The sequence below is a fragment of the Kitasatospora sp. NPDC088548 genome (assembly GCF_044753005.1).
GTDB lineage: Bacteria > Actinomycetota > Actinomycetes > Streptomycetales > Streptomycetaceae > Kitasatospora.
In genome coordinates this window covers 121,913-146,739 of sequence record NZ_JBIVMI010000007.1, presented here as the reverse complement: position 1 = coordinate 146,739, position 24,827 = coordinate 121,913, and the positions used below count along the sequence as shown (strand labels likewise).

The 24,827-nt window shown below is 74.3% G+C and carries 20 protein-coding genes and 1 pseudogene; 14 read left to right on the top strand and 7 right to left on the bottom strand.

Annotation, left to right across the window (positions count from 1 at the left end; genetic code table 11):
- Positions 1–29: 29 nt before the first annotated feature.
- Positions 30–851 (top strand): formate dehydrogenase accessory sulfurtransferase FdhD, encoded by an 822-nt coding sequence (gene fdhD / locus ACIP82_RS12150; RefSeq protein WP_363605690.1) that lies wholly within the window; start codon positions 30–32, stop codon positions 849–851.
- Between the two features lie 652 nt (positions 852–1,503).
- Here fdhD and ACIP82_RS12145 read toward each other — a convergent pair.
- From ACIP82_RS12145 to ACIP82_RS12135, 3 genes and pseudogenes are all read right to left on the bottom strand, one after another.
- Positions 1,504–2,640 (bottom strand): annotated as a pseudogene (locus ACIP82_RS12145) (diguanylate cyclase domain-containing protein); the annotation flags it as partial.
- Between the two features lie 441 nt (positions 2,641–3,081).
- Complete coding sequence (locus ACIP82_RS12140; RefSeq protein ID WP_400653199.1) at positions 3,082–4,347, bottom strand: adenylate/guanylate cyclase domain-containing protein; 1,266 nt, start codon at positions 4,345–4,347, stop codon at positions 3,082–3,084.
- Between the two features lie 33 nt (positions 4,348–4,380).
- Positions 4,381–5,295, bottom strand: coding sequence for a biotin--[acetyl-CoA-carboxylase] ligase (locus ACIP82_RS12135; RefSeq protein WP_363605686.1), 915 nt, complete (start codon positions 5,293–5,295; stop codon positions 4,381–4,383).
- Positions 5,296–5,513: 218 nt separating this feature from the next.
- On the opposite strand from ACIP82_RS12135, the gene ACIP82_RS12130 reads away from it, so the two are divergent.
- From ACIP82_RS12130 to ACIP82_RS12105, 6 genes are all read left to right on the top strand, one after another.
- Positions 5,514–7,103, top strand: a complete 1,590-nt coding sequence (locus ACIP82_RS12130) for an acyl-CoA carboxylase subunit beta (RefSeq protein WP_400653197.1) — start codon at positions 5,514–5,516, stop codon at positions 7,101–7,103.
- Between the two features lie 24 nt (positions 7,104–7,127).
- Positions 7,128–7,349 (top strand): acyl-CoA carboxylase epsilon subunit, encoded by a 222-nt coding sequence (locus tag ACIP82_RS12125; RefSeq protein WP_363605682.1) that lies wholly within the window; start codon positions 7,128–7,130, stop codon positions 7,347–7,349.
- Positions 7,350–7,503: 154 nt separating this feature from the next.
- Entirely contained in the window at positions 7,504–7,629 is a 126-nt protein-coding gene (mmpB, locus tag ACIP82_RS12120; protein WP_363605680.1) for a morphogenic membrane protein MmpB, read from the top strand.
- 61 nt (positions 7,630–7,690) lie between these two features.
- A complete protein-coding gene (locus tag ACIP82_RS12115; RefSeq protein WP_363605678.1) occupies positions 7,691–8,293 on the top strand; it encodes a nucleoside triphosphate pyrophosphatase in 603 nt (200 codons plus the stop codon).
- A gap of 93 nt (positions 8,294–8,386) precedes the next feature.
- Entirely contained in the window at positions 8,387–9,193 is an 807-nt protein-coding gene (locus tag ACIP82_RS12110) for a hypothetical protein (RefSeq protein WP_400653195.1), read from the top strand.
- A 221-nt stretch (positions 9,194–9,414) separates the two neighbouring features.
- Positions 9,415–11,190 (top strand): biotin carboxylase N-terminal domain-containing protein, encoded by a 1,776-nt coding sequence (locus ACIP82_RS12105; protein ID WP_363605674.1) that lies wholly within the window; start codon positions 9,415–9,417, stop codon positions 11,188–11,190.
- 97 nt (positions 11,191–11,287) lie between these two features.
- On the opposite strand, the gene ACIP82_RS12100 is transcribed toward ACIP82_RS12105, so the two are convergent.
- Together ACIP82_RS12100 and ACIP82_RS12095 are read right to left on the bottom strand one after the other, a co-directional pair.
- Positions 11,288–12,247, bottom strand: coding sequence for a DeoR/GlpR family DNA-binding transcription regulator (locus ACIP82_RS12100; protein WP_400653315.1), 960 nt, complete (start codon positions 12,245–12,247; stop codon positions 11,288–11,290).
- Positions 12,248–12,483: 236 nt separating this feature from the next.
- The gene (locus ACIP82_RS12095; protein WP_363605670.1) at positions 12,484–13,938 is read right to left on the bottom strand and encodes an NAD(P)H-quinone dehydrogenase; all 1,455 of its coding nucleotides are present in this window, start codon (positions 13,936–13,938) and stop codon (positions 12,484–12,486) included.
- A 117-nt stretch (positions 13,939–14,055) separates the two neighbouring features.
- Between ACIP82_RS12095 and ACIP82_RS12090 the strand changes: the two genes are divergently transcribed.
- Positions 14,056–14,493 (top strand): gamma-glutamylcyclotransferase, encoded by a 438-nt coding sequence (locus ACIP82_RS12090; protein WP_363605668.1) that lies wholly within the window; start codon positions 14,056–14,058, stop codon positions 14,491–14,493.
- Between the two features lie 7 nt (positions 14,494–14,500).
- Here the strand turns inward: ACIP82_RS12090 and ACIP82_RS12085 are convergent, their stop codons facing one another.
- Positions 14,501–15,496: a hypothetical protein gene (locus ACIP82_RS12085; protein WP_400653192.1), complete on the bottom strand. Its 996-nt coding sequence runs from the start codon at positions 15,494–15,496 to the stop codon at positions 14,501–14,503.
- A 206-nt stretch (positions 15,497–15,702) separates the two neighbouring features.
- On the opposite strand from ACIP82_RS12085, the gene ACIP82_RS12080 reads away from it, so the two are divergent.
- The 6 genes from ACIP82_RS12080 (at position 15,703) to ACIP82_RS12055 (ending at position 23,967) form a co-directional block, all read left to right on the top strand.
- Positions 15,703–17,922 (top strand): HAMP domain-containing protein, encoded by a 2,220-nt coding sequence (locus tag ACIP82_RS12080; protein ID WP_400653190.1) that lies wholly within the window; start codon positions 15,703–15,705, stop codon positions 17,920–17,922.
- 48 nt (positions 17,923–17,970) lie between these two features.
- On the top strand, positions 17,971–19,473 hold the full coding sequence (gene pgsB, locus ACIP82_RS12075; RefSeq protein ID WP_400653188.1) for a poly-gamma-glutamate synthase PgsB: 1,503 nt from the start codon (positions 17,971–17,973) through the stop codon (positions 19,471–19,473).
- A complete protein-coding gene (locus ACIP82_RS12070; protein ID WP_363605660.1) occupies positions 19,470–19,952 on the top strand; it encodes a poly-gamma-glutamate biosynthesis protein PgsC/CapC in 483 nt (160 codons plus the stop codon). The genes pgsB and ACIP82_RS12070 overlap by 4 nt, the downstream gene beginning before the upstream one ends.
- Before the next feature lie 60 nt (positions 19,953–20,012).
- Entirely contained in the window at positions 20,013–21,089 is a 1,077-nt protein-coding gene (locus ACIP82_RS12065; protein ID WP_363605658.1) for an NlpC/P60 family protein, read from the top strand.
- Positions 21,090–21,269: 180 nt separating this feature from the next.
- On the top strand, positions 21,270–22,091 hold the full coding sequence (locus ACIP82_RS12060; protein WP_363605656.1) for a purine-nucleoside phosphorylase: 822 nt from the start codon (positions 21,270–21,272) through the stop codon (positions 22,089–22,091).
- A 163-nt stretch (positions 22,092–22,254) separates the two neighbouring features.
- Positions 22,255–23,967, top strand: coding sequence for a phospho-sugar mutase (locus ACIP82_RS12055; protein ID WP_363605654.1), 1,713 nt, complete (start codon positions 22,255–22,257; stop codon positions 23,965–23,967).
- Between the two features lie 86 nt (positions 23,968–24,053).
- On the opposite strand, the gene ACIP82_RS12050 is transcribed toward ACIP82_RS12055, so the two are convergent.
- Positions 24,054–24,737 carry a PH domain-containing protein gene (locus tag ACIP82_RS12050; RefSeq protein WP_400653185.1) on the bottom strand — a complete coding sequence of 228 codons (684 nt, stop codon included), beginning with the start codon at positions 24,735–24,737 and terminating at the stop codon, positions 24,054–24,056.
- Between the last annotated feature and the right edge of the window lie 90 nt (positions 24,738–24,827).

Here is a 24,827-nt window from a genome sequence, read left to right as displayed (position 1 = left end):
CCACGGGACCGTACGGAGGTGGAGGTGCCATGACGCGAGCGACGGCGCGGCGGCGGGTGGTGCGGCTGCGCGGGGACGGGCGCAGTACGCGGCCGGACGCCCTGGCGGCGGAGGAGCCGCTGGAGATCCGGCTCGGCGGCGAGCCGCTGACGGTGACCATGCGGACCCCGGGGCAGGACTTCGACCTGGTGGCCGGGTTCCTGGTGGGCGAGGGCCTGGTCCACACCGCCGACGAGCTGGCGGCGCTGCGCTACTGCGCCGGGACGGACGAGGCGGGCGCCAACACCTACAACGTGGTGGACGCGACCCTGCGCACCCCCGGGGCGCTCCCGCTCTCCGCGCACCGCAACCTGCTCACCACCAGCGCCTGCGGCCTCTGCGGCCGCGACACCGTGGACGCCGTCCGCACCCACGTCCGCCACAAGGTCGCGGACGACCCGCTCACCGTCCCCCCGGCACTGCTGTACGGGCTGCCGGACCGGCTGCGGGAGGCGCAGCGGACCTTCGAGTCGACCGGCGGCCTGCACGCCGCCGGACTGTTCGACCCGGCGACCGGCGAGCTGCTCTGCGCGCGCGAGGACGTCGGCCGGCACAACGCGGTGGACAAGGTCGTCGGCTGGGCGCTGCGCGCGGGCCGGCTGCCGCTGGCCGGGCACGTCCTGCTGGTCAGCGGCCGGGCCTCGTTCGAGCTGACCCAGAAGGCCGCGCTGGCGGGCGTCCCGCTGCTGGCGGCCGTCTCGGCGCCGTCCTCCCTCGCGGTGGACCTGGCCGAGGAGCTGGGTCTGACCCTGGTCGGCTTCCTGCGCGGCGAGGGCGCCAACGTCTACACCCGCCCCGACCGGATCAGCTGACCCCTCCCGCGCCGCCGCCCGGCAGCCGCGCCTCGACCAGGTCGGCCGCGCGGGCCGCGCCGCCCTACCCCGGGGGCGGCGAGGCCGGGCCGGAGAGGGCCACCGCGACGAGCGCCCGCATCGCGGCGGTGACCTGCCCCAGCGGCAGCGTGGCGTCGTCCGCGAACAGCTCGACCAGCCAGCCGCCGGCCGCGTTCTGCCCGCCCGCCGCGACCATCCCCCGGTAGCCGGAGACCACCAGCATGGCCTCCTCGGCCGGGTCGTTCCCCGCCGCCCCGGAGCGCAGCGCGAACGCGCCACCGCGCACCGCCCGCCGGGTCATCGGGTAGTGCCGCAGGTCGAAGACGGCGTCCGGGGCCTCGATCTGGGCCCGCTGGGTCTCCGCCCGGCTGCTGCTCGGCCCGCTGGTCATCCGGTAGACGGCGTGCCGCACGGTCCGCATCAGCTGCGAGCCCGGCGGCACGTACGAGACCCACCAGCCGACCGTGTCCAGCAGCCGGGCCGAGGTCTCGGCGACGACGACCAGCTTGCCGATGGTGTCCGCGGGGTGGATCGCGCGGACCGAGCCGTGCTGGTCCAGCGCGGACAGCACGGCGGTGAGCAGCTGGCCCGGGTCCGCACTGTGCGCGGCGCCCCGGAACCGCCGCCGGTCGCCCGCCCCCGCCCGGCCGGCGTGCCGGCCCCGCCCGTCGGCCCGGTGGTGCGGGTCGGCGGCGTCGGCGAGCAGCACGGTCGGGTCGGGCGAGAAGCCGGGGCCGTGGCTGCGCCCGGCCACCACCGGGTGGGCGGCGCGGGCGGCCTTGGCTCGGTACTGGGCGGCGTCGGCGAGCCGGAACAGCCGGTCGGGGGTGGTGACCGGGCCGATCGAGTCCCCGGTGGAGGCGACCCCGCAGGCGACGCCCTCGCCCTCGGCCAGCGCCAGCGCCCGCGCGCACAGCTCCTCGGCGACGGCGACCACCTCGTCGGCCTTCTGGCCCTCGACGAGCAGGCAGAACTCGTCGCCGCCGAGCCGGGCGGCCAGGCTGCCGGGGAGCTTGGCGGCGGCCAGCGACAGCTGGTGGGCGAACCGTTCCAGCAGCCGGTCGCCCATCTCGTGGCCGAGCTGGTCGTTGACCCGCTTCAGGCCGTTGACGTCGCAGACCACCAGCGAGACCACCGTGTTGTCCCGGTTGTGCGCCTCCAGCGCGCTCTCCAGCCGGGCGTCCACGGCCCGGCGGTTGGCCAGGCCGGTCAGCGGGTCGGAGAAGGCCAGCTTGCGCAGGTCGGCCAGGCGCTCGGTCTGCGCGAGACCGGCCGAGACCTGGGCGGCCAGCAGGGTGGCGTAGTCGGCGTCCGCCTCGGTGAACTCCGGCTGCCCGAGCGTCCGCGCCAGGTACAGCTCGCCCCAGGCCTGCCCGTGCAGCACGATCGGGGCGACCACGCAGCAGGCCCGCCCGCGCCGGCGCAGCGCGGCCGCGCGCTCCTGGCAGTACGCGCCCGCGGTCGGGTGCGAGTGCCCGGGGTGCGGGATCGAGTTCTCGGCGGTCTGCACCCAGGCGCGGGGCAGCCGGCCGGTGGTCCAGCGCTCCTCCAGATAGGTGACGATCTCGGGAAAGTCGGCCACCGGGTAGGACTCGTCCTCCGGCAGCTCCTCCTCCCCCGGCGCCAGCTCGCCGTGGTTGACCAGCACCCGCAGCCGGCCGGACTCGCGGTCCCAGACCGAGACCGCCGCCATGGTGGCGCCGAGGGCCTCGGTGGCGCGGACGGCCGCCGCTCTGACGGCCTCCAGCGGGGTGAGCGCCCCCGCCATGTCCTGGGCGAGTTCGACCACGGACGTCAGCCGCAGATCGGGAACGACGGGCGGCTGCGGCGCCCGGTCGACGTCGCGGTCCGTCACGATCGCCTCACTGCTCACCGGCTCGCCTCGCTCCCTGTGCTCGGTCCTGCTCGGCCCCCGGGGCGCCCCCTGCCGAGCCCCGCACCCATCCGGCCGCTTGCACCAAGACTATGGCGGTTTCGCTCGGTTATGCCCCGTTTGCCCGGATCGGTCCGCCAGGCCGTACGGGTTTCAGCCGTACGGATACCCACCGGCCGACCGCCGTCCGGCCATCACCGGGCCGGCGTCCGACCGTCACCCGGGCGCCGTCCGAGCAACATCCGCCCCCTTCCTACCCCGGTCCGGCCGCGAGCCCACCTGCGTCCGCGCGGCAACCGTCACCCGTCGGCCACCGGCCGTCCCCGGGGCGGGCCGCTACGGCTGGGTGCGCGGGCGCCGCGACAGCAGCCAGGGCTCGACCAGCCCGAGCCCGCGCACCGGCCGGCGCCACATCGGCTGGAGGTTGAAGCGGTGCCCGGCGTCCGGCCCGGGCACCGGCAGACCAGGGGCGGGCATCCCGGCGGCGGCCGACAGGGCCTCGGCGAGCCCGGGCCCGTCCGCGTCGGCCGGGGCGACGCTGCCGTGCTGCTCCAGCGCGGTGGCGAACTCGCCGTCGATCAGCACCGCGTCCTTGGGCGCGATCGAGGTCAGCCGGCTGGCCAGGTTGACGGTGGTGCCGAAGACGTCGCCCATCCGCGAGGTGACGGTGCCGAAGGCCATGCCGACCCGCAGCGCGGGGATGGTGTCGTTCTCCGCCAGCGCCTCGATCAGGCTGAGCGCGATCTCGGCGGCGGTCACCGGATCCTCGGAGACGTAGAGGATCTCGTCGCCGAGCGTCTTGATCACCCGGCCGCCCTGGCCGGCGATCAGGTCGGAGCAGGTGTTCTCGAAGGTCTCGACCAGCTCGCCGAGCTCCTCCTCCTCCAGCCGGCGCGACAGCCGGGTGAAGCCGACCAGGTCCGCGAAGCCCACCGCCAGCCGGCCGCTGGTGATCTCGGTGTCCTCGGCGGCCTGCACCACCCGGCCGGTGACGGCGGCCAGCTGCCGGCGCCAGACGTACACCAGGAACTGCTCCAGCTCCGGCAGCAGCAGCTCGACCAGCGGGTACGCCACCTCGGCCCGGGTCAGGCCGGGCTCGACGGACTGGGTGAGGTTGTCCAGAAAGGTGTCCATCTGCCAGCCGGCCAGCCGGGCGGTGGTCTGTCCGGTGGAGCGTGCCACCTGGATCGCCATCGTCTCGCTGAGCAGGCCCGACTCCACCAGACCGGCGAGCCGGCGCAGCGCGATCACGTCACCGTCGGTCAGCGCCCGGGACTGCCCGATGTCCGGGAAGCCCATCGCGCGCCAGAACCGGGTGGCCAGCTCCATCGGGACGTCGGCGGCCCGCGCGGCCTGGTACGGGGTGTAGCGGCGTGGCGCGTCCAGGATCAGGCGTTCCAGGTCGAGCGCGACCGTCTGGTCGTGGGTGCCCGCCGTACCGCCGTCGCCGCCGTCCTCTGCCACCGGTCCGTCCCCGTGCGGTTGCCGCACTTGCCTCGTGTCCTGCCTGTCCGGGGGCGCGCCCGCCACCCGGCGGGCAGTGGCGCGCCTCACACTGCTGCCAGGTGGAATGTTCGCACGGAATCGCTCGATCCGGGGCATCAGCCCGGGTCAAGGAGAGGTGAAGACTGCCGCTCAGCGCGGCTCGGGGCGCACATGGACGACGTCCCCCGCGCCCACTGCGCGGCGCGCGCCGTCGGGCGTCCGGACCACCAGCCGGCCGTCGCCGTCGATCGCCACCGCCTCGCCGAGCAGCTCCCGGTCGCCCGGCAGCAGGACCTTCACCGGCCGGCCGAGCGTGGTGCAGCGGTCCGTGTACGCGGGCAGCAGGCCGCTGGCGTGCGGGTCCCCGGCGGCGGCCGTCCACTCCGCGTACAGGTCGGCGAACTCGCGCAGCAGCGCGCGCAGCAACGTGGCCCGGTCGGTCACCGCGGCCCCGGCCAGCGCCAGCGAGGCGGCGGTGGGGACGGGCAGCTCGGCCTCGCGCAGCGAGACGTTCAGGCCCAGGCCGGCCACCACCGCGCCGCCGCTCAGCTCGGTCAGGATGCCGCCGAGCTTGCGCTCCGTGCCGTCCACGACCACCTGGAGGTCGTTGGGCCACTTGAGGCCGACCTCGACCTCGGCGACCCGGCTCAGCGTGCTGGCCGCCGCCACCCCGACCAGGATCGGCAACCAGCCGTACCGTTCGACCGGTACCCCGTCCGGGCGAAGCAGGACGGAGAGGAACAGCCCCGACCGGGTCGGCGCCGTCCACTGCCGCTCCAGCCGCCCGCGCCCGGCGTTCTGTACCTCGGCGACCAGCACCGCGCCCTGCGGCGCGCCCGCCCGGGCCAGGGCGGCCAGGTCGTTGTTGGTGGAGCCGGTCTCGGCGACGACGTCCAGCGAGGTCCAGAACCCACCCTCCCTGACCAGGTCACGGCGGAGCGCCCCGGCGTCCAGCGGCGGCCGGTCCAGATCGGTCCAGGGCGAAGGACCGCCGTGTCCGAGGCCGCGCAGACCACTGCGGCGGCGGACGACGGGCTCACGCGGTGCATCGTTGGCGTCGGTCATGCGGGAAACCCTAGGTCCCCTAAAGGCCGTAGGCCGCCTTATCGTCCCGCAGAACGCGCGTTAACACACTGTGTCGATGGCCATAACGGGAAACGCCACGCGCTGGCTACGCTACCCAACGGTAGTTCGTTGTGCCGCCCTGCCCTCAAGCGCGAGTCCCGTGCGGACCTGCCCGCCACTGAACAGGACGCGGCCCATGGATCAGGGAGAGCCACCCGATGACCGAGGCGCCGTACGACCCCCACACCACCGCCGGCAAACTCGCCGACCTGCGGCGCAGGATCGACGAGGCGGTGCACTCCGGCTCCGCGAAGGCCGTGGAGAAGCAGCACGCCAAGGGCAAGCTGACGGCCCGTGAGCGGGTCGCCGAGCTGCTGGACGAGGGCTCCTTCGTGGAGTTCGACGAGTTCGCCCGGCACCGCTCGGTCAACTTCGGCCAGGAGAAGAACCGGCCGTACGGCGACGGCGTGGTCACCGGCTACGGCACCGTGGACGGCCGCCAGGTCGCCGTCTTCGCCCAGGACTTCACCGTCTTCGGCGGCTCGCTCGGCGAGGTCTTCGGCGAGAAGATCGTCAAGGTGATGGACTTCGCGCTGAAGACCGGCTGCCCGGTCGTCGGCATCAACGACTCCGGCGGCGCCCGGATCCAGGAGGGCGTGGTCTCGCTCGGCCTGTACGGCGAGATCTTCCGCCGCAACGTCCACGCCTCCGGGGTGATCCCGCAGATCTCGCTGATCATGGGCCCCTGCGCGGGCGGCGCGGTCTACTCCCCCGCGATCACCGACTTCGTGGTGATGGCCGACCAGACCTCGCACATGTTCATCACCGGGCCCGACGTGATCAAGACCGTCACCGGCGAGGACGTCGGCATGGAGGAGCTGGGCGGCGCACGCACCCACAACACCAAGTCCGGCAACGCGCACTACCTCGCCTCGGACGAGAAGGAGGCGGTCGAGTACGTCAAGAGCCTGCTCTCGTACCTGCCCCCCAACAACCTCTCCGACCCGCCGTCGTTCCCCGAGGAGGCGGACCTCACCGTCACCGACGAGGACCTCGAACTCGACACCCTGGTGCCGGACTCGGCGAACCAGCCGTACGACATGCACACGGTGATCGAGCACATCCTCGACGACGGCGAGTTCCTGGAGACCCAGCCGCTGTACGCGGGCAACATCATCACCGGCTTCGGCCGGGTCGAGGGCCACCCGGTCGGCATCGTCGGCAACCAGCCGATGAACCTGGCCGGCTGCCTGGACATCGCCGCCAGCGAGAAGGCCGCCCGCTTCGTGCGGACCTGCGACAGCTTCAACATCCCGGTGCTGACCTTCGTCGACGTGCCCGGCTTCCTGCCCGGCACCGGCCAGGAGTGGGACGGCATCATCCGCCGCGGCGCCAAGCTGATCTACGCCTACGCCGAGGCCACCGTCCCGCTGATCACCGTGATCACCCGGAAGGCCTTCGGCGGCGCGTACGACGTCATGGGGTCCAAGCACCTGGGCGCCGACCTCAACCTGGCCTGGCCGACCGCGCAGATCGCCGTCATGGGCGCGCAGGGCGCGGTCAACATCGTGCACCGGCGCGAGATCGCCGAGGCCGAGGCCGCCGGGACCGTCGAGACCAGGCGGGCCGAGCTGCTCGCCTCGTACGAGGACACCCTGCTCAACCCGTACCTGGCCGCCGAACGCGGCTATGTGGACGCCGTCATCGCGCCGAGCGACACCCGTCGGCACATCGTGCGCGGCCTGCGGGCGCTGCGCGGCAAGCGCGAGGTGCTGCCGCCCAAGAAGCACGGAAACATTCCGCTGTAGCCCGAGTCGCGAGAGGATTGAGCCATGGCCCCGATCCACGTGCTGCACGGGCAGCCGACCCCCGAGGAGCTCGCCACCGTCCTGGCGGTGGTCCAGGCCCGGGCCGCCGCCGCGCAGGCCGCCGCCGAGGCGGCCCGCCGCGCCGGTGTCGGCCCGGAAGCCCCCTGGAACGACCACGCCCGCTGGATGCGCCCCGTCCTGCGCCCCGGCGCCAACGCCTGGCGCACCTCCGGCTGGGCCGCTTAGGGCGCCCCGCCCGGCGGAGCGGGAGGCCGGCCGGCCTACCGCTCCGCCGCTTCGGCTTCCGCCATGTCCGTTCCGGCGCCGGTTGGCCCGGATTGCCCGAAAGCTGAGTACGGATACTCAGGCGTCCGGCCCGGGCGCGGCGCACCCTGGACTGGTGCTCTGGTCAGACCCCCGCGACGAGCCCTCCCCCGAGGCCCGGCGGATGCAGCAGCGGCTGCACCGCGCCGGCCGGGTGCTCGCCGCCTGCGCCCTGGTGATCGCCGTCCTGCTGCTGCTCTGACCCCCCGGGCCGGGCCGCCGTACCCCAACGGCCCACACCGTCACCCCCTACCCTGGTGGCCATGACCGACCAGCGCACCCTCGTCCTCGCCTCCGCCTCCCCCGCCCGCCTCGGGCTGCTGCGCCAGGCGGGCCTCGACCCGCTCGTGGTGGTCAGCGGCGTGGACGAGGACGCGATCAGCGCCGCCACCCCCGCCGAGCTCGCCCTCGTCCTGGCCGAGGCCAAGGCCAAGGCGGTCGCCGCCGAGCTGACCGGCGGCGAGCTGGTGATCGGCTGCGACTCCGTGCTGGAGCTGGACGGGCAGGCGCTCGGCAAGCCCGCCGACGCGGCCGAGGCGCTGGCCCGCTGGCGGTCGATGCGCGGCCGGGCCGGCGTGCTGCGCACCGGGCACTGCGTGATCGACACCGTCACCGGCGAGCAGTCCTCGGCCACCGCCTCCACCACCGTCCGGTTCGGCACCCCGGACGACGAGGAGATCGCCGCCTACATCGCCTCCGGCGAACCGCTGCACGTGGCCGGCGCGTTCACCCTGGACGGCCGCTCGGCGCCGTTCGTCGAGGGCATCGACGGCGACCCGGGCAACGTCATCGGCCTCTCCCTGCCGCTGCTGCGCACCCTGCTCGCGGAGCTGGGCGTCCGCATCACCGACCTCTGGGCGAAGTAGCACCCGCCGGGGCGCTCCGGCGGCATCGATGGTCGCGGCGGGCGACCGCCGCTAGGCTGACCGCCGCTGTTCGGACGGGGGAGGGGCGGGCGGATGGCCGACAGTCTGCTCAACGTACTGCTGGGCCTGGTGGCCAGCGCGATCAGCGCCGTGCTCGGCTGGCTGGGACAGAACCTGCGGCGGAGGCGGCGCCAGGAGCGGGTGCGCTCGTTCTTCGGGCTGCCGGCCGGCAGCGAGTGCCTGATCGTGGTCAACCGCAGTGTCGGCGCCGGCGCGCACGCCAGGACGGTGACCCGCCGCGACGCCTACGCGCTGATGGAGCTGGCGGCCCTGGTCAAGGAGTGCGGGGCGCAGGCCGAACTGGTCGCGCACGACAGCGTCCACCGCGGCCTGGGCGCCAAGACCGAGCTCTGCTTCGGCGGTCCGAGCAGCAACGAACGGATGGCCGCCCATCTGGCCTGGGGGCTGCCCGGGGTGCGGGTCACCAGCGGGCCGGAAGGACCGAACAACGTCATCGTCGTGGGCGACCGCGAGTTCGTGGTGGACTGGGACCGGCACGTCCACACCCTGCTGGCCCGCCTCGCCACCCCCGGGGGCGGGCGCCCGGTGTTCCTGGTCTCCGGGCAGACCGGGATCGCCAACCACGCCGGCGTCCGCTACCTGATGGCCAACCACCGCGGGCTCGCCCGGCGTTACGGTGAGGACGGCACCTTCGCCCTCGTCCTGCGGGTGGTCAACCCGGAGGCGTACGGACCGGACGTGGTGGAGCTCGCGGCGGACGTCACCGCGCAGGCACTGGAGCGCCCGGCCGACCCGGTCCCGGCGCCGGACACGGACGCGGTCACGGACACGGCGCCGGACACGGACACGGACACGGCCTCGGGAGCGGCCACGGCCTGAGTGCGGCCAGGGTCACCACACCGCCACGCCGCCCTGTCGCCGTCTGCGAGGATCGGCCCCCGTCGGCACCACCGGCCACGACCTGGGAAGACCCCCCGACGGCCGGCCGACCGGCTCCCTGGGCGCATCACCCTGTGTGTGGGATAGTTCACAACCTGGGGCTACTCGCCGGTACCGTCAAGAACTCCATAAACTCGACCAGGTTCAAGAAGGGAGCCACAGTGCGCAAGGTGCTCATCGCCAACCGCGGGGAGATCGCTGTCCGCGTCGCCCGTGCCTGCTCGGACGCCGGTATCGCCAGCGTCGCCGTCTACGCCGAGCCGGACCGGGATGCGCTGCACGTCCGCGCGGCCGACGAGGCTTACGCGCTGGGCGGCGACACCCCCGGTACCAGTTACCTGGACATCGCCAAGGTGCTCAAGGCCGCCGCCGACTCGGGAGCGGACGCCGTCCACCCCGGCTACGGCTTCCTGTCGGAGAACGCCGACTTCGCCCAGGCCGTCCTCGACGCGGGTCTGACCTGGATCGGCCCGCCCCCGCAGGCCATCCGCGACCTCGGCGACAAGGTCACCGCCCGGCACGTGGCGCAGCGCGCCGGTGCCCCGCTGGTGGCCGGTACGCCGGACCCGGTCACCGGTGCCGACGAGGTCGTCGTGTTCGCCCGGGAGCACGGCCTTCCGGTCGCCATCAAGGCGGCCTTCGGCGGTGGCGGCCGCGGCCTGAAGGTCGCCCGCACGCTGGAGGAGATCCCGGAGCTGTACGAGTCCGCGGTGCGCGAGGCGGTCGCCGCCTTCGGCCGCGGCGAGTGCTTCGTCGAGCGTTACCTGGACAACCCGCGGCACGTCGAGACCCAGTGCCTGGCGGACCAGCACGGCAACGTGGTGGTCGTCTCCACCCGTGACTGCTCGCTGCAGCGCCGGCACCAGAAGCTGGTCGAGGAGGCGCCCGCGCCGTTCCTGACCCCCGAGCAGAACGCCGAGCTGTACCGGGCGTCCAAGGCCATCCTCAAGGAGGCCGGCTACGTCGGCGCCGGCACCTGCGAGTTCCTGGTGGCGATGGACGGCACGATCTCCTTCCTGGAGGTCAACACCCGTCTCCAGGTGGAGCACCCGGTCACCGAGCAGGTCACCGGGATCGACCTGGTCCGCGAGATGTTCCGGATCGCCGACGGCGAGGAACTGGGCTACGGCGACCCGGAGGTGCGCGGCCACTCCTTCGAGTTCCGCATCAACGGCGAGGACCCGGGCCGCGGCTTCCTGCCGGCCCCCGGCACCGTCACGCTGTTCGCGCCGCCGTCCGGCCCGGGCGTCCGGCTGGACTCGGGCGTCGAGACCGGCTCGGTGATCGGCCCGGCCTGGGACTCCCTGCTGGCCAAGCTGATCGTCTCGGGCACCACCCGCAAGCAGGCCCTGGAGCGGGCCCGCCGGGCGCTGGCCGAGTTCAAGGTGGAGGGCATGGCCACGGCCATCCCGTTCCACCAGGCGGTCGTCACCGACCCGGCGTTCGCGCCGGAGGTGCACGGCGGCGAGGGCCCGTTCACGGTCTACACCCGGTGGATCGAGACCGAGTTCGACAACACCATCCCGGCGTTCGCGGGCGCGGCCGGCGAGGGCGAGGAGGCCGAGGGCCGGGAGACCGTCGTGGTCGAGGTCGGCGGCAAGCGGATCGAGGTCTCGCTGCCGTCCTCGCTGGGCGTCTCGGCCGCCCCCGTGGCGGGCGGGGCCGGTGCGGCCAAGGCCAAGCGCCGGGTCGGCGCCAAGAAGGCCGGCTCGGCGGTCGGCGGTGACACCCTGGCCTCGCCGATGCAGGGCACCATCGTCAAGGTCGCCGTCCAGGAGGGCCAGGTCGTCGCGGAGGGCGAGCTGATCATCGTCCTGGAGGCGATGAAGATGGAGCAGCCGCTGAACGCGCACAAGGCGGGCACCGTCGTCGGCCTCAAGGCCGAGGTCGGCGCGAGCGTCAGCAGCGGCGCCGCGCTCTGCGAGATCAAGGACTGACAGGAGCACGAACCGGCGGACCCCGTCGGTACAGCCGGTCCGTACACCCCCCAGGGTGTGCGGACCGGTCGCGTTCGTACCGGCCGTCCCGCGCGGCTCAGCGGCCGCGCGGGACGCCCAGCTCGGCGAGCCGGCCCGGCAGCGGTCCGCCCGGCCCGCCGGGGCCGCCGTGCACCGGGGGGCGGCGCTGGCCGGGCAGCGGGGCGCCGCCGGGCGGAGGACCGGCCCGGCGGGGCAGCGGGCCGGGCTGGGTCTGGTGTACGGGCCCGCTGCCGGTGCCGTGCACCGGGCCGTCCCCGGCCGGGGCGGCGCCGAGCGGCGCCAGGTCGATCTGCACCCCGCAGTCGGCGAGCGAGTCCAGCTCACGCGCCGTGGCGTCGTCGGCACCGGCGCGCTCGTCGGTGACCAGCCGGGTGATGGTGTCGGTCGGGACGGTCGGGAACATGGTGTCCGCGCCGAGCTTGGTGTGGTCGGCGAGGACGATGACCTCGGCGGCCGACTGCACCAGAGCCCGGTCCACGCTCGCGGAGAGCATGTTCGTGGTCGACAGACCGCGATCGGCCGTCAGCCCGCTGCCGGAGATGAAGGCCTTGGAGACCCGCAGCCCGTGCAACGACTGCTCGGCGCCGCTGCCGACCAGGGCGTAGTTGGAGCCCCGCAGGGTCCCGCCGGTCATCACCACCTCCACCCGGTTGGCGTGTGCCAGCGCCTGGGCGACCAGCAGGGAGTTGGTGACCACCGTCAGCCCGGGCACCCGGGCCAGTCGGCGGGCCAGTTCCTGGGTGGTGGTACCGGCGCCGACCACCACGGCGTCACCTTCCTCCACCAGACCGGCGGCGAGATCGGCGATGGCGCTCTTCTCGGCGGCGGACAGGTGGGTCTTCTGCGGGTAGCCGGGTTCGCGGCTGAAGCCGCCGGGGAGCACCGCGCCGCCATGACGGCGGTCGAGGAGCCCTTCTGCCTCCAGCGCCCGTACGTCACGACGCACGGTCACTTCGGAGGTCTGGACGACGCGGGCCAGTTCGCGGAGCGACACGGCTCCGTTGGCGCGCACCATTTCGAGGATCAACTGGCGACGTTCTGCTGCAAACACAGAACCGACGGTAACGTGCGTGACCGTCTGCTTTCAGGCGTTTGCAGCTAGTAGCGGGAATTGCTCACGCCGGAACGGCGCGTGACCGTACAATGCGCGCCGCCGACGATCCGGGACTGCGCCCGCCGTCCGGGTGACGCTCCGGCGCACGCGAAGGGCGGCCACCGAACGGCGGCCGCCCTCAACTGCGCTTCGGATGCTCAGGATTCGCCCTCGGCCCGCTTCCGTATGTGCAGCTGGCGGGCGGCCTCTGCGGTCGAACCGGAGACGGACGGGTAGACGGTGAACGCGCTGGCCACCTGTTCGACCGTCAGATTGGCGTCCACCGCGAGCGCGATGGGGTGGATCAGCTCGCTGGCGCGCGGCGCGACCACCACGCCGCCGACCACGATGCCGGTGCCCGGGCGGCAGAACAGCTTCACGAAGCCGTCCCTGATGCCCTGCATCTTGGCCCGCGGGTTGCCCCGCAGCGGCAGCTTGACCTCGACGGCGTCCATCTTGCCGCACTTCACATCGGCGGCGGTGTAGCCGACGGTGGCGATCTCCGGGTCGGTGAAGACGTTGGAGGCGACGGTCTTCAGGTTCAGCGGCTGCACCGCGTCGCCGAGCGCGTGGTACATCGCGATCCGGCCCTGCATCGCGGCCACCGAGGCGAGCATGAAGACACCGGTGCAGTCACCGGCCGCGTAGACGCCCGGGGCGCTGGTGCGGGAGACCCGGTCCACCCGGATCTGGCCCCAGTCGTTGAGCTTGACCCCGGCCTCCTCCAGGCCCATCCCGGCGGTGTTCGGGATCGAGCCGACCGCCATCAGGCAGTGCGTGCCGGTGATCACCTTGCCGTCGGAGAGCGTCACCTCGACGTGGTCGCCGAAGCGCTTGACCCCCTCGGCCCGGCTGCGGCTCATCACGTTCATGCCGCGGCGGCGGAAGACCTCCTCCAGCACCTCGGCGGCGTCCGGGTCCTCGCCCGGCAGCACCCGGTCGCGGCTGGACACCAGGGTGACCTTCGAACCGAGCGCCTGGTACGCGCCGGCGAACTCCGCGCCGGTGACGCCGGAGCCGACCACGATCAGCTCGCGCGGCAGCTCCTCCAGGTCGTAGACCTGGGTCCAGGTCAGGATCCGCTCGCCGTCCGGCTGGGCGTCCGGCAGCTCGCGCGGGTGGGCGCCGGTGGCGATCAGCACGGCGTCGGCGCGCAGCGACTGGACGGTGCCGTCGGGCGCGTCCACCAGCACCTCACGGGAGCCGTCCGCGCCCTGGCCGCCGGTGCCGAGCCGGCCCCGGCCGCGCAGCACGGTGACGCCGGCCCGGGTCACCGACTGGGTGATGTCGTGGGACTGCGCGATGGCGAGGCGCTTCACTCGCCGGTTGACCTTGCCGAGGTCCACGCCGACCACCCGGGCCGACTGCTCCTGCGGAGGTGTGTCGTCCGCGACGATGATGCCCAGCTCCTCGTACGAGCTGTCGAAGGTCGTCATCACCTCCGCGGTCGCGATCAGCGTCTTCGACGGCACGCAGTCCGTGAGCACCGCCGATCCGCCCAAGCCGTCGCGGTCGACGACGGTCACCTCCGCGCCGAGCTGGGCGGCGACGAGCGCCGCCTCATAGCCGCCGGGTCCGCCACCGATGATCACGATCCGAGTCACGTCCCCCATTGTCCCGCACGCCGGGACGACTGCCACGCCGGGGTCGGGGGTTCCGTCCGGCCGCCGGTCCGCCCCGGACCGCCCGGGCCCCGCCCGCCGCCCGCCGGACCGTCTAGGCTGCACCCCATGCCCCTTTACGCCGCGTATGCCACCAACCTCGATGCCCGGCAGATGACCCGCCGCGCGCCGCACTCCCCCCTGCGCGGCACCGGCTGGCTGGACGGCTGGCGGCTCACCTTCGGCGGCGAGCAGCTCGGCTGGGAGGGCTCACTGGCCACCGTGGTCGAGGACGAGAAGGAGCAGGTCTTCGTCTCGCTCTACGACGTCGCGCCGATGGACGAGGAGGGCCTGGACCGCTGGGAGGGCGTCCAGCTCGGCATCTACCGCAAGATCAAGCTGCGCGCGCACACCCTGGACGGCGACATCCAGGTCTGGACGTACGTGCTCAACGACTACGAGGGCGGCCTGCCCGCCGCCCGCTACCTCGGCCTGATCGCCGACGCCGCGGAGAGCGCCGGCGCCCCCCACGACTACGTGCTGGACCTGCGCCGCCGCCCCTGCTGAACCGTTCCTACGGCGTCGGGCCCGCGCTCCAGGAGTTCGCGGTGGCGGCCAGTGCCGCCGCCACCGACGCCCGCCGGGCCGGCTCGGTGCGCAGCCCGTTGGCCAGTTCGACGTGGAGCCACGGCACTCCGAGGCCGGCCGCGAACCGGCCCTCGACGTTGGTGGCGCCCTGCAGCTGCCCGCACTTCTCCCGCCAGGCCCGGCAGACCGCGAACCCGGCCCGGCCCAGCCCGCCCGCGGTGAGCTCGGCCGCCGCCCCCGCCTGGCCGGCGCCGCTGGAGACCACCGCGTCCGCGCCCGGCAGGCTGTCCTCGTCGAAGCCGTGCACCTGGATGCCGGGCAGGCCCCGCGCGGTGAGCGCCTCGACCACCGCGGCGAAGACGGTGTCGGCGCGGTGCGCCACGTCCGACGAGCCGTCCGCACCCGCCTTGCGGTGCGCCCCCGCCAGCACCAGCACCCCGCCCGGCACGGACCGGAAGAGGTCCACGCCGAGCAGTTCGGTCCGGCTGTCGGAGACCGGGTGCGGCACCTGCACCGTCCAGGAGGCCTTCGCCGCGAGGTCCAGGTAGACCCGGCCCCAGCCGCGCCCGTCCACCGACTGCCCCGAGCCGTCGGCGATCTCGGCCACCCGGCGGCCGCTGCCCGCCTCGGTGAACTCGGTCAGCCGGTAGCCGACCCGCGCCAGCGCCTGCCCGGCCTGCTCCGGCCGACCCTCCAGCGTCCGCAGCACGCCGTCCGCGACCGCCTGGCGCTGCGCGGCGTCGGGCACCGCGTACGGGGCCGCCGGGCCGAAGCCCGCGGTGTACGCGTCCACCCGCGCGGCCAGGTCCACCGGCGCCGGCCCGGTCGGGCCGCCCGTGACACCGGCCGTGGTGCCCGCCGCCGCCCCGGGCTCCCCCGCCGAGCCGCGCGCCGCCACCGTCAGCGCGACGGCCAGCACCACCAGCACCAGAAGCGCCGCCACCGGCAGCACCAGCGCGCGCCGCGAACCCCGTGTCTCCATGGGCCGAGAACCTACCCTGCGGCCCGTCCGGTTCATGATCCGAAGGATCGATCCCGAAGCGTCCCCTGTTCGAAGCCGAAACGTGACTGGATTCCGTGAACCGATTCGTACGCTGGTCCGGTTTGACCAAGGTTTGACCAACCGGCGTCGGTGGACCTCCCGGGGGGTGGGTGCACCGGTCGGCCCGACCGCAGAACGAGGCCCCCGTGAGCACGGCACCCACCCCGCCGCGACAGCACCGCTATCGCCGCCGGGCCGACATGCCGCTGCTCGGGGGCATCCGCCCGCCGATCGCCCTGCTGCTGATCCTGCTGCTGGCCGTCGCCGCGATCACCGCGCTGGCCGTCGGCGGGCTCCGGGTGGACGAGACCCCGCAGGCCGTCCGCGAGTCGCACCAGTACGCCGCCGAGGACACCGCGGCCTCGCTGCGCGCCGGACTGCACGAGAGCGCCACCGACCTGCGCCGGGCCGCCGCCCACTACGACAGCGCCCCCGCCGAGCCCGCCGCCGTGCTGACCGCGCTCGGCCAGGCGTACCGGAAGTGGCGCGGCACGGTGATCGTCCGGCCCGACACCGGCCGGCTGCTCGCCGCCCGCGGCGAGACCGTGCCGCTGGCCGGGCTCGACCTCGGCCAGGTCACCGACACCGCGCCCGCACCGCTGCTGGTGCCCTCCGCCACCGGCACCCGGCTGCTCACCTTCGCCCTGGTCAGCACCAAGGCCGACGGCCGGGCCCTGCTGGTCGCCTCCGACAACCTGCGGCTGCCCGGCACCGCCACCCGCAAGGAACAGACCATCCAGGTGCTCGACGCCGACGGCGCCGTCCTGGACAGCACCGGCGCCAAGCTGACCGCCGACTCCGACCGGCGGCTGGTCGGCCTCGCCCGGGAACGGGCCGCCCGCGAGCGCCCGGCCCCCGGCGGAACCGTCTCCGGCACCCTGGCCGGCGGCCCGGACGAGAAGGGCGCGCGCCGGGTGGCCGGCTACGCGGTCGTCGCCTCCCCCGGCGGCCGCGACCTCGCCACCCCGCTCGGCCTGACCGTGGTCTCCACCAGCACCGTCGACGGCAGGCCCGGCTCCCTGCGCCACCCCGCGCTCGGTCTGGCCGCCGCCGGAGCACTGCTGCTGGTCGCCCTGCTGCTCGCCTGGTACCTGATCCGGACGCTCCAGCGCCCGCTGCTGCGACTGTTCCTGGAGTCCCGCCGGCTCACCCGCGGCGAGCAGCTGGACCAGCCGGTCACCGGGCCGAAGCGGGGCGACGCCGGGCGGATCACCCGCGCCCTGGAGGAGCTGCGGCTCCAGCTGCTCGACCCGGCCCGCCCGCCCGCCGCGCCCGCCACCGGCCGGCGCCGCCGCCGCCCGGGCACCGCGCTGCCGCTGGCGCTCTGCGCCGTCGTGGTCCTCGGCTGGTCCGGCCCGCTGCTGCTGCTCGGCGGCGCCGACACCGCCGTCCGCGTCCCGGCCCAGGTGGTCGCCGGCCAGCGCGACCGGACCGACAACGCCGCCGACCGGATACGCCAGGCGCTCAACGAGGGCTACGCCGACCTGCGCTCGCTCGCGCCCGCGCTCGCCGAGGCCTCGGTCGGCAAGGCCGACACCCTGCTCCACGACACCCTCGCCGAGCACGACCGCTACCGCTCGCTCTACGTCCTCGGCGCGAACGGCGAGGTGCTCGCCCAGGCCGGCGGGGCCCCGCACCGCACCGGCCCGGACGCGCTCGGCCCGAGCGGTGTCCTGCTGCTCAACAGCTCCGGCAAGGAACCCCGGATCGCCGCCCGGGCCGCGCTCGGCGGCAGCCCCGCCGAACCGGCCGAGGGCGACGCGCCCGAGGCCAAGGGGCCGGTGCTGGTCGGCGAGTTCAGGACGGACTTCCTCGGCGGGCTGCTCACCCGGCCCGGCCTCGGCCGGGTCTGGCTGGTCGACGACCGGCAGCGGGTGCTCGCCGCCAACGAGGGCTACAGCTCCTTCGGTGAACTCCCCGACGGCCGCGCCCGGACCGTCCTGGCCGACGCCAGGAAGGCGGCCACCGCCGACGTCGTCCGCACCGGCGGCGACCCGGCCCTGCTGGCCGCCGCGCCGCTCGGCGGCAACGGCACCGTCGGCAAACTCGGCTGGTCCGTGGTGACCGCCCACCCGGTGGCCTGGCTGCACCTCGACCAGAACCGGGCCGACCGGCGCGCCGTGCTGGCCGGCATGCTCGGCCTCGCCGCCGCCGCGCTCTGCCTCGGCTGGCTCCAGATCGCCGTCGGCCTGCCCCTGCGCCGCCTCGCCGCGAACGCCGAGGCACTGGCCGCCGGGGACCGCCGTACGGTGCTCTACCCCGTCCACCACGACGAGGTCGGAGCCGTCGCCCGCAGCCTGGAACTGATCCGCCAGGACCTGGAGCGCGCCGCCCGCCGCACCCCCGTGCCCACGCCCGACCGCTGAGCGCCCAGCCCCCTGGCCCCTGGCCCCTGAGTCGAAGGACCACCGCCCGTGCTCTTCCTCTATGTCGTGCTGCTGGTGTGCTGCGCCGTCCTGCTGGTCGCGGGCATCGTCGAGCAGCGCCGGCACTTCGCCGCGCTGGAGCAGATCCCGACCCGGGTGCTGGTCAACGGCATCCGCGGCAAGAGCTCGATCACCCGGCTCTGCGCGGGCGCGCTGCGCGGCGGCGGCCTGGTGACCGTCGCCAAGACCACCGGCACCGCGGCCCGGTTCATCCACCCCGACGCGACCGAGGAGCCGGTCTACCGCAAGTTCGGCATCGCCAACGTGGTGGAGCAGATCGGCATCGTCCGCCGGGCCGCCACCTACCGGCCGCACGCCCTGGTGATCGAGTGCATGGCGGTGATGCCGGCCCTCCAGGAGGTCAACCAGACCAAGCTGATCCGCTCGACGATCGGCGTGCTCTGCAACGTCCGCGAGGACCACCTCGCCGAGATGGGCCCGACCCTGGACGACGTCGCGCGCTCGCTCTCCCGCTCGATGCCGGTCGGCGGCGTCTGCGTCACCGCCGAGCAGGACCGCGTGCACATCCTGCGCGAGGAGGCGGCCCGGCGGAACTGCGAACTGATCGTGGTGGACCCGGAGTCCGTGACCGACGAGGAACTGCGCGGCTTCAGCTGGTTCACCTTCAAGGAGAACGTGGCCATCGCGCTCGCCGTCGCCGAACTCCTCGGCGTGGAACGGCAGACGGCACTGCAGGGGATGTGGCAGGCCCCGCCGGACCCGGGCGTGCTCTCCGTCGAGCGCTACCGCACGGACGACGGCAAGCGGCTGCGCTTCGCCAACGTCTTCGCGGCCAACGACCCCGAGTCCACCCTGATGAACGTCCGCCAGCTGGAGGACCTCGGCGCGATCCACCGCCCGCTCCACGTGGTGATCAACTGCCGTCCGGACCGGGTGGAGCGCAACGGCCAGATGGGCCAGATCGTGCCGGACCTCGATCCGGACACGGTCTTCCTGATCGGCCACCCGACCAGGAGCGCCCGGGACGGCATCCCGGCCGGCTGGTCGGGGCGGGTGGTCGACCTCGGCGGCGACAAGCGGGACCCGGCCGCGCTGACCGACGAGTTGCTGACCGCGCTCGGCCCTGACTCCTCGCTGGTGGCGATCGGCAACATCCACGGCCAGGGCGAACTGTTCCTGGAGGAGCTGGCCCGGCTGGCCCCGGACGAGGAGCCGGAGGACCACGGGACCGGGTACGACCAGCACGGGTACGACCAGCACGGGTACGAGCAACACGGGCACGACCAGCACGGGCACGAGCAACACGGCTACGGCCAGTACGGGCACGACCAGTACGGCTACGCCGAGCCGCCGTACCAGGAGCACGCCCACCCGCGGCACGAGTACGCCGAGCCCGGGTACGCGCGGCACGACTACGCCGAGCCCGGCCGCCCCGAACCCGTCTACGTCCCCGAGCCGCTCCCCGACTCCTGGTTCGACCCGGCCCCCTCCCGCCAGCACATCCCCTTCCCCCACGGAGACCAGCAGTGATCCCCACCGAGCTCACCCCCGAGATCGCCGCCATCGGCATCGCGCTCGGCCTGGTCTTCTCCCTGGTCTGCTACCTGACCACCAACCTCTCCCCCGGCGGCATGATCACCCCCGGCTGGCTGGCCCTCACCCTCGTCGAGGACCTCCAGCGGGTGGCCATCGTGATCGGTGTCACCGTGCTGACCTACCTCGCCACCCGGGTCGTCCAGAAGCTGGTGATCCTCTACGGCAAGCGGCTGTTCGCCGCCGTGGTGCTGATCGGCGTGCTGCTCCAGGCCACCGTGATGCTGGTGCTCCAGCGCGAGCTGCCGACCATGTACGCCAACCAGACGCTCGGCTTCATCGTCCCCGGCCTGATCGCCTACCAGCTGGTCCGCCAGCCCCGGGCGGCCACCCTGATGGCCACCAGCACGGTGACGCTCGCCAACTACGTGGTGCTCACCGCCGGTGTCCTGCTCGGTGCCCTCCCCGGCACCTGATCGCGGCGCCCGATCCCGGCCCGACTCCGCCTTCTCTCCCCGCCCCCGCCGGAGGCCCCCATGCCCGTCACCCGGAAGTCCCTGCTCAGCGGCGGCCTGGCCGTCACCCTGCTGGCCACCAGTGGCTACCTCACCGTCCAGCTGCGGGACCGCGACCGACGGCCCGCCGAGGGCGGCACCGCCCCGCTGATCGCCGCCACCGCCGCGCCGGGCACCGCCCAGGCCGGCGCCGGGTACCGGTACGAGCGGCTGACCGGCCCGGACCGCACGGTGGTCCGCGACGCCCGCGGCGGCGTGGTCGCCACCCTGACCGACGGCGCCCGCACCGCCGCCCTGACCGGCCCGAGCCGCACCTTCGCCGAGCCGGGCACCACCACCGCCACCCTGGTCGGCGACACCTGGGTCCGGCTGATGCCGCAGCCGTGGAAGGCCGGCGCCGAGAGCGAGGGCTGGTTCCGCGGCTGGTTCCAGCAGTCGCTGGGCAGCAGCGCGGACGACGTGCTGGCGATCGCCGTGCAGTACCTCGCGGGCGCGCCCGGCGAGAAGGACGCCAAGGGCGTGCGCTACAAGGGGGACGCCTCGTTCGGCCCGCTCAACCCCAACGGCTCGGCCGGCAACGACCTGCGGCTGGAGCAGACCGACTTCCTCGACTACCTCGGCACCCCGTACACCTTCGCCGACAGGGTCACCAAGCAGCCCGACAAGACCCGTTACGGCGCCTTCGACTGCTCCGGCTTCGTCCGCATGGTGTACGGGTACCGCTCCGGCTACCCGCTGCTCAGCAAGGACGTGGCCGGCCCCGGCCTGGCCCGCACCGCCAACGGCCTGGCCCGGTTCTCCCCCGGCGTCCCGGTCCTGCCGCTGACCACCGCGCCCGGCTCGGACGTCACCCTGCGGCCCGCCTCGATCGACCCGCTGCAACCCGGTGACCTGGTCTTCTTCGAGATCGACGCGCGCACCGGCGCCCGGCTCGACCACACCGGCATCTACCTCGGCCTGGACACCGACGGCCACCCGCGCTACATCTCCAGCCGGGAGGAGGCGGACGGCCCGACCTTCGGCGACAAGGGCGGCACCGCCCGGCTGGACGACAACGGCTTCTACGCGAAGGGGCTGCGCAGCGCCAAGCGGCTGTGAAGCGCCGGCCCCGCCTTCGCCCGCGCGCCCGTCCCGGCCCGCGGCGGTCCGGACGGAATGACCGGCGCCGGGCCCGAAAACCGCCACCGAGCTGTGTTTTCGGGTCAACCGGGTAACGATCCGGCATGCCGGGGCAGGATTTTCTACGCGCGTAGTCGATTCCCGTCTATTCTCGGACCTGTGAACGCATCTCCTCAGTCGGTCGTCTCCTCCGACCCCTACGCCGCCGCCCAGGCCGCCGCCGCGCGCCTGCGCGAGCTGACCGGTGCCGAGCGCCACGACGTCGCCCTGGTGATGGGCTCCGGCTGGGTGCCGGCCGCCGACGCCCTCGGCGAGACCGTGGCCGAGTTCCCCGTCACCGAGCTCCCCGGCTTCCCCGCCCCCGCCGTGGCCGGCCACGCCGGCACGATCCGCTCGGTGAAGATCGGCGACAAGCGCGCCCTGATCTTCCTCGGCCGCAACCACTACTACGAGGGCCACGGCGTGGCGACGGTCGTGCACGGCGTCCGCACCGCCGCCGCCGCCGGCTGCGGGATCATCGTGCTGACCAACGGCTGCGGCGGTCTGCGCGAGGGCTGGGTCCCCGGCCAGCCGGTCCTGATCAGCGACCACATCAACCTGACGGCGGACTCCCCGATCGTCGGCGCCAACTTCGTCGACCTGACGGACCTCTACTCCAAGCGGCTGCGCGACCTCTGCCGCGAGGTGGACTCCACCCTGGACGAGGCCGTCTACGTGCAGTTCCGCGGCCCGCACTACGAGACCCCGGCCGAGGTCCACATGGCCCGGGTGATCGGCGGCGAGCTGGTCGGCATGTCCACCACCCTGGAGGCCATCGCCGCCCGCGAGGCCGGCTCCGAGGTGCTCGGCATCTCGCTGGTCACCAACCTGGCCGCCGGCATCACCGGCGAGCCGCTCAACCACGCCGAGGTGCTGGAGGCCGGCAAGGCCTCCGCCGAGCGCATGGGCGCGCTGCTGGCGAAGGTCCTTGAGCGGATCTGACCCGGGTCTGGCGCACAATCATGAGCGACGGGGTCCGCGGGCGGCTGTGATCCGCTGATCACACCCACCCGCGGGCCCCGTCCGCGTGCGCGCCCCCTCCCCCTTGCCTACTTGCGGAACCCTCCGGCCGACAACCGACGCACTTCCCGATGGAGCTGCAGCCATGACGCAGGCAACCACCACCGACCTCCTCGCCCGGGCCCGGGCCTGGCTGGCCGAGGACCCCGACCGGCAGACCCGCGAGGAGCTGTCCGCCCTGCTGGCCCTGGCCGAGGGCCCGGACGCCGAGTCGGACAGCAAGCTCGCCTGGTCCCAGCTGGCCGAGCGGTTCTCCGGCCGGCTCCAGTTCGGCACCGCCGGCCTGCGCGGCGAGCTGGGCGCGGGCCCGATGCGGATGAACCGCGCCGTGGTGATCCGGGCCGCCGCCGGCCTGGTCGCGTACGTGCGGAAGCAGGGCCTGGGCGACCTCGTCGTCATCGGCTACGACGCCCGCCACAAGTCGTACGACTTCGCCCGCGACACCGCCGCCGTGGTGGTCGGCGCCGGTCTGCGCGCCGCGCTGCTGCCCCGCGCGCTGCCGACCCCGGTGCTCGCCTTCGCCGTCCGGCACCTGGGCGCGGCCGCCGGTGTCACCGTCACCGCGAGCCACAACCCGCCGCAGGACAACGGTTACAAGGTCTACCTGGGCGACGGCTCGCAGATCGTCCCGCCGGCCGACGCCGGGATCGCGGCCGAGATCGACGCGATCAGCGCGCTCACCGAGGTCCCGCGCGCCGAGGACGGCTGGGAGGTGCTCGGCGAGGACGTCGTCGAGGCGTACCTGGACCGGGCCGTCTCCATCGTGGACGGGCAGAGCCCGCGCGACCTGGATGTCGTCTACACCCCGATGCACGGCGTCGGCCGCGACACCCTGGTCGCCGCGTTCCGCCGGGCCGGCTTCCCCGCGCCCACCGTGGTCGCCGAACAGGCCGAGCCCGACCCGGACTTCCCCACCGTGGCCTTCCCCAACCCGGAGGAGCCGGGGGCGATGGACCTCGCCTTCCGCACCGCCGCCTCGGTCGGCCCGGACATCGTCATCGCCAACGACCCGGACGCCGACCGCTGCGCGGTGGCCGTCCCGGACAACGGCAACGGCGGCAACGGCCCCGGCTGGCGGATGCTGCGCGGCGACGACGTGGGCGCGCTGCTCGGCGCGGCACTGGTCGCCAAGAAGGCCACCGGCACCTTCGCCACCACCATCGTCTCCTCCACCCTGCTCGGCCGGATCGCCGAGGCGGCCGGCCTCGGCTACGCCGAGACGCTGACCGGCTTCAAGTGGATCGCCCGCGCCGACGGCCTGCGCTACGGCTACGAGGAGGCGCTCGGCTACTGCGTCGACCCGCAGGGCGTACGCGACAAGGACGGCATCACCGCCGCCCTGCTGGTCGCCGAACTGGCCGCCACCCTCAAGAAGTCCGGCCGCACCCTGGCCGACCTGCTGGACGACCTGGCGCTGGAGCACGGCCTGCACGCCACCGACCAGCTCTCCGTCCGGGTGCACGACCTCGCGCTGATCGCCGACGCCATGCAGCGCCTGCGCGACCAGCCGCCGACCGTGCTGGCCGGCCTGCGGGTCACCGGGGCCGACGACCTGACCGCCGGCTCCGCCGACCTGCCGCCCACCGACGGCCTGCGCTACCGCCTGGCCGGCGAGGGCGTCCGCTCGGCCCGGATCGTGGTCCGGCCGTCCGGCACCGAGCCCAAGCTGAAGTGCTATCTGGAGGTCGTCCTCCCGGTCGCCTCCGCCGCCGACCTGGCCGCCGCCCGCGAGCGCGCCGCCGGGCTGCTCGCCGCGATCAAGCGCGACCTGGCGGAGGCCGCGGGCATCGACGCCTGACCTCCCCGCACACGACGAAGGGGCCCGCCGTTCGGCGGGCCCCTTTCCGTTCTCCCGTGCTCTCTCCCGTGTTCGGACCGCGGTGCTCAGACCACGATCGCGACGACCAGCGCGACCAGGCCGGCCAGCGTCGGCGCGATGATCCACCAGCACCACCGCACGACCACCGGCCCGGCCGCGTCCGGCCGCGCCGCGTTCCGCTCGGCCTGCTCCTGCAGTACCCCGACCACCTGGTCCGACCAGGCCCGGCTCGGGTCCGGCGCGCCGGCGACCACCGAGGAGACGGCACCCGGCCGGCCGAAGGCCACTCCCAGCCGGGACGGGTGCCGGTCGACACCGCCGCGCTGCTGGATCCGGTTGGCCCGCTTGCGCTGACGCAGCGACACCGGCACCGCCCACACCTGGTACTTGGCACCGCCCGCGAACAGTTCGACCGAGTACCCCGCCCGCAGCGCCTCCACCGACGCCCAGGGCGCCGTGATCGTCCGCAGCGGATTGCGCACCACCAGCCGCCGGTCGTTGGCCAGCACCGCGGGCCGCAGGGTGTAGGCGATCACCGGGAACGCGAACACCGGCACCGCCGCCAGCGACACGTACGGAGTCTTCCCCGTCCCGCTCAGCGCCGCGTCCCCGATCAGCCACCCGGCCACGGCCAGCAACAGCACACCGGAGATCACGCCGGGAATGGAGCGGTACACGCGGTCCGCGTACACGGGCTCCCCATCGGAGCCGGCCGAGCCCTGGTGAGGCTTGCCGTCGGAATCGGTCATGACCACGATTCTGCCCCATGCCCCCCGCGATCTACAGGGGTGGCGAACACCGTTCCGGACCACGGCCGGGCCACGGCCTCCGTCCGCCCC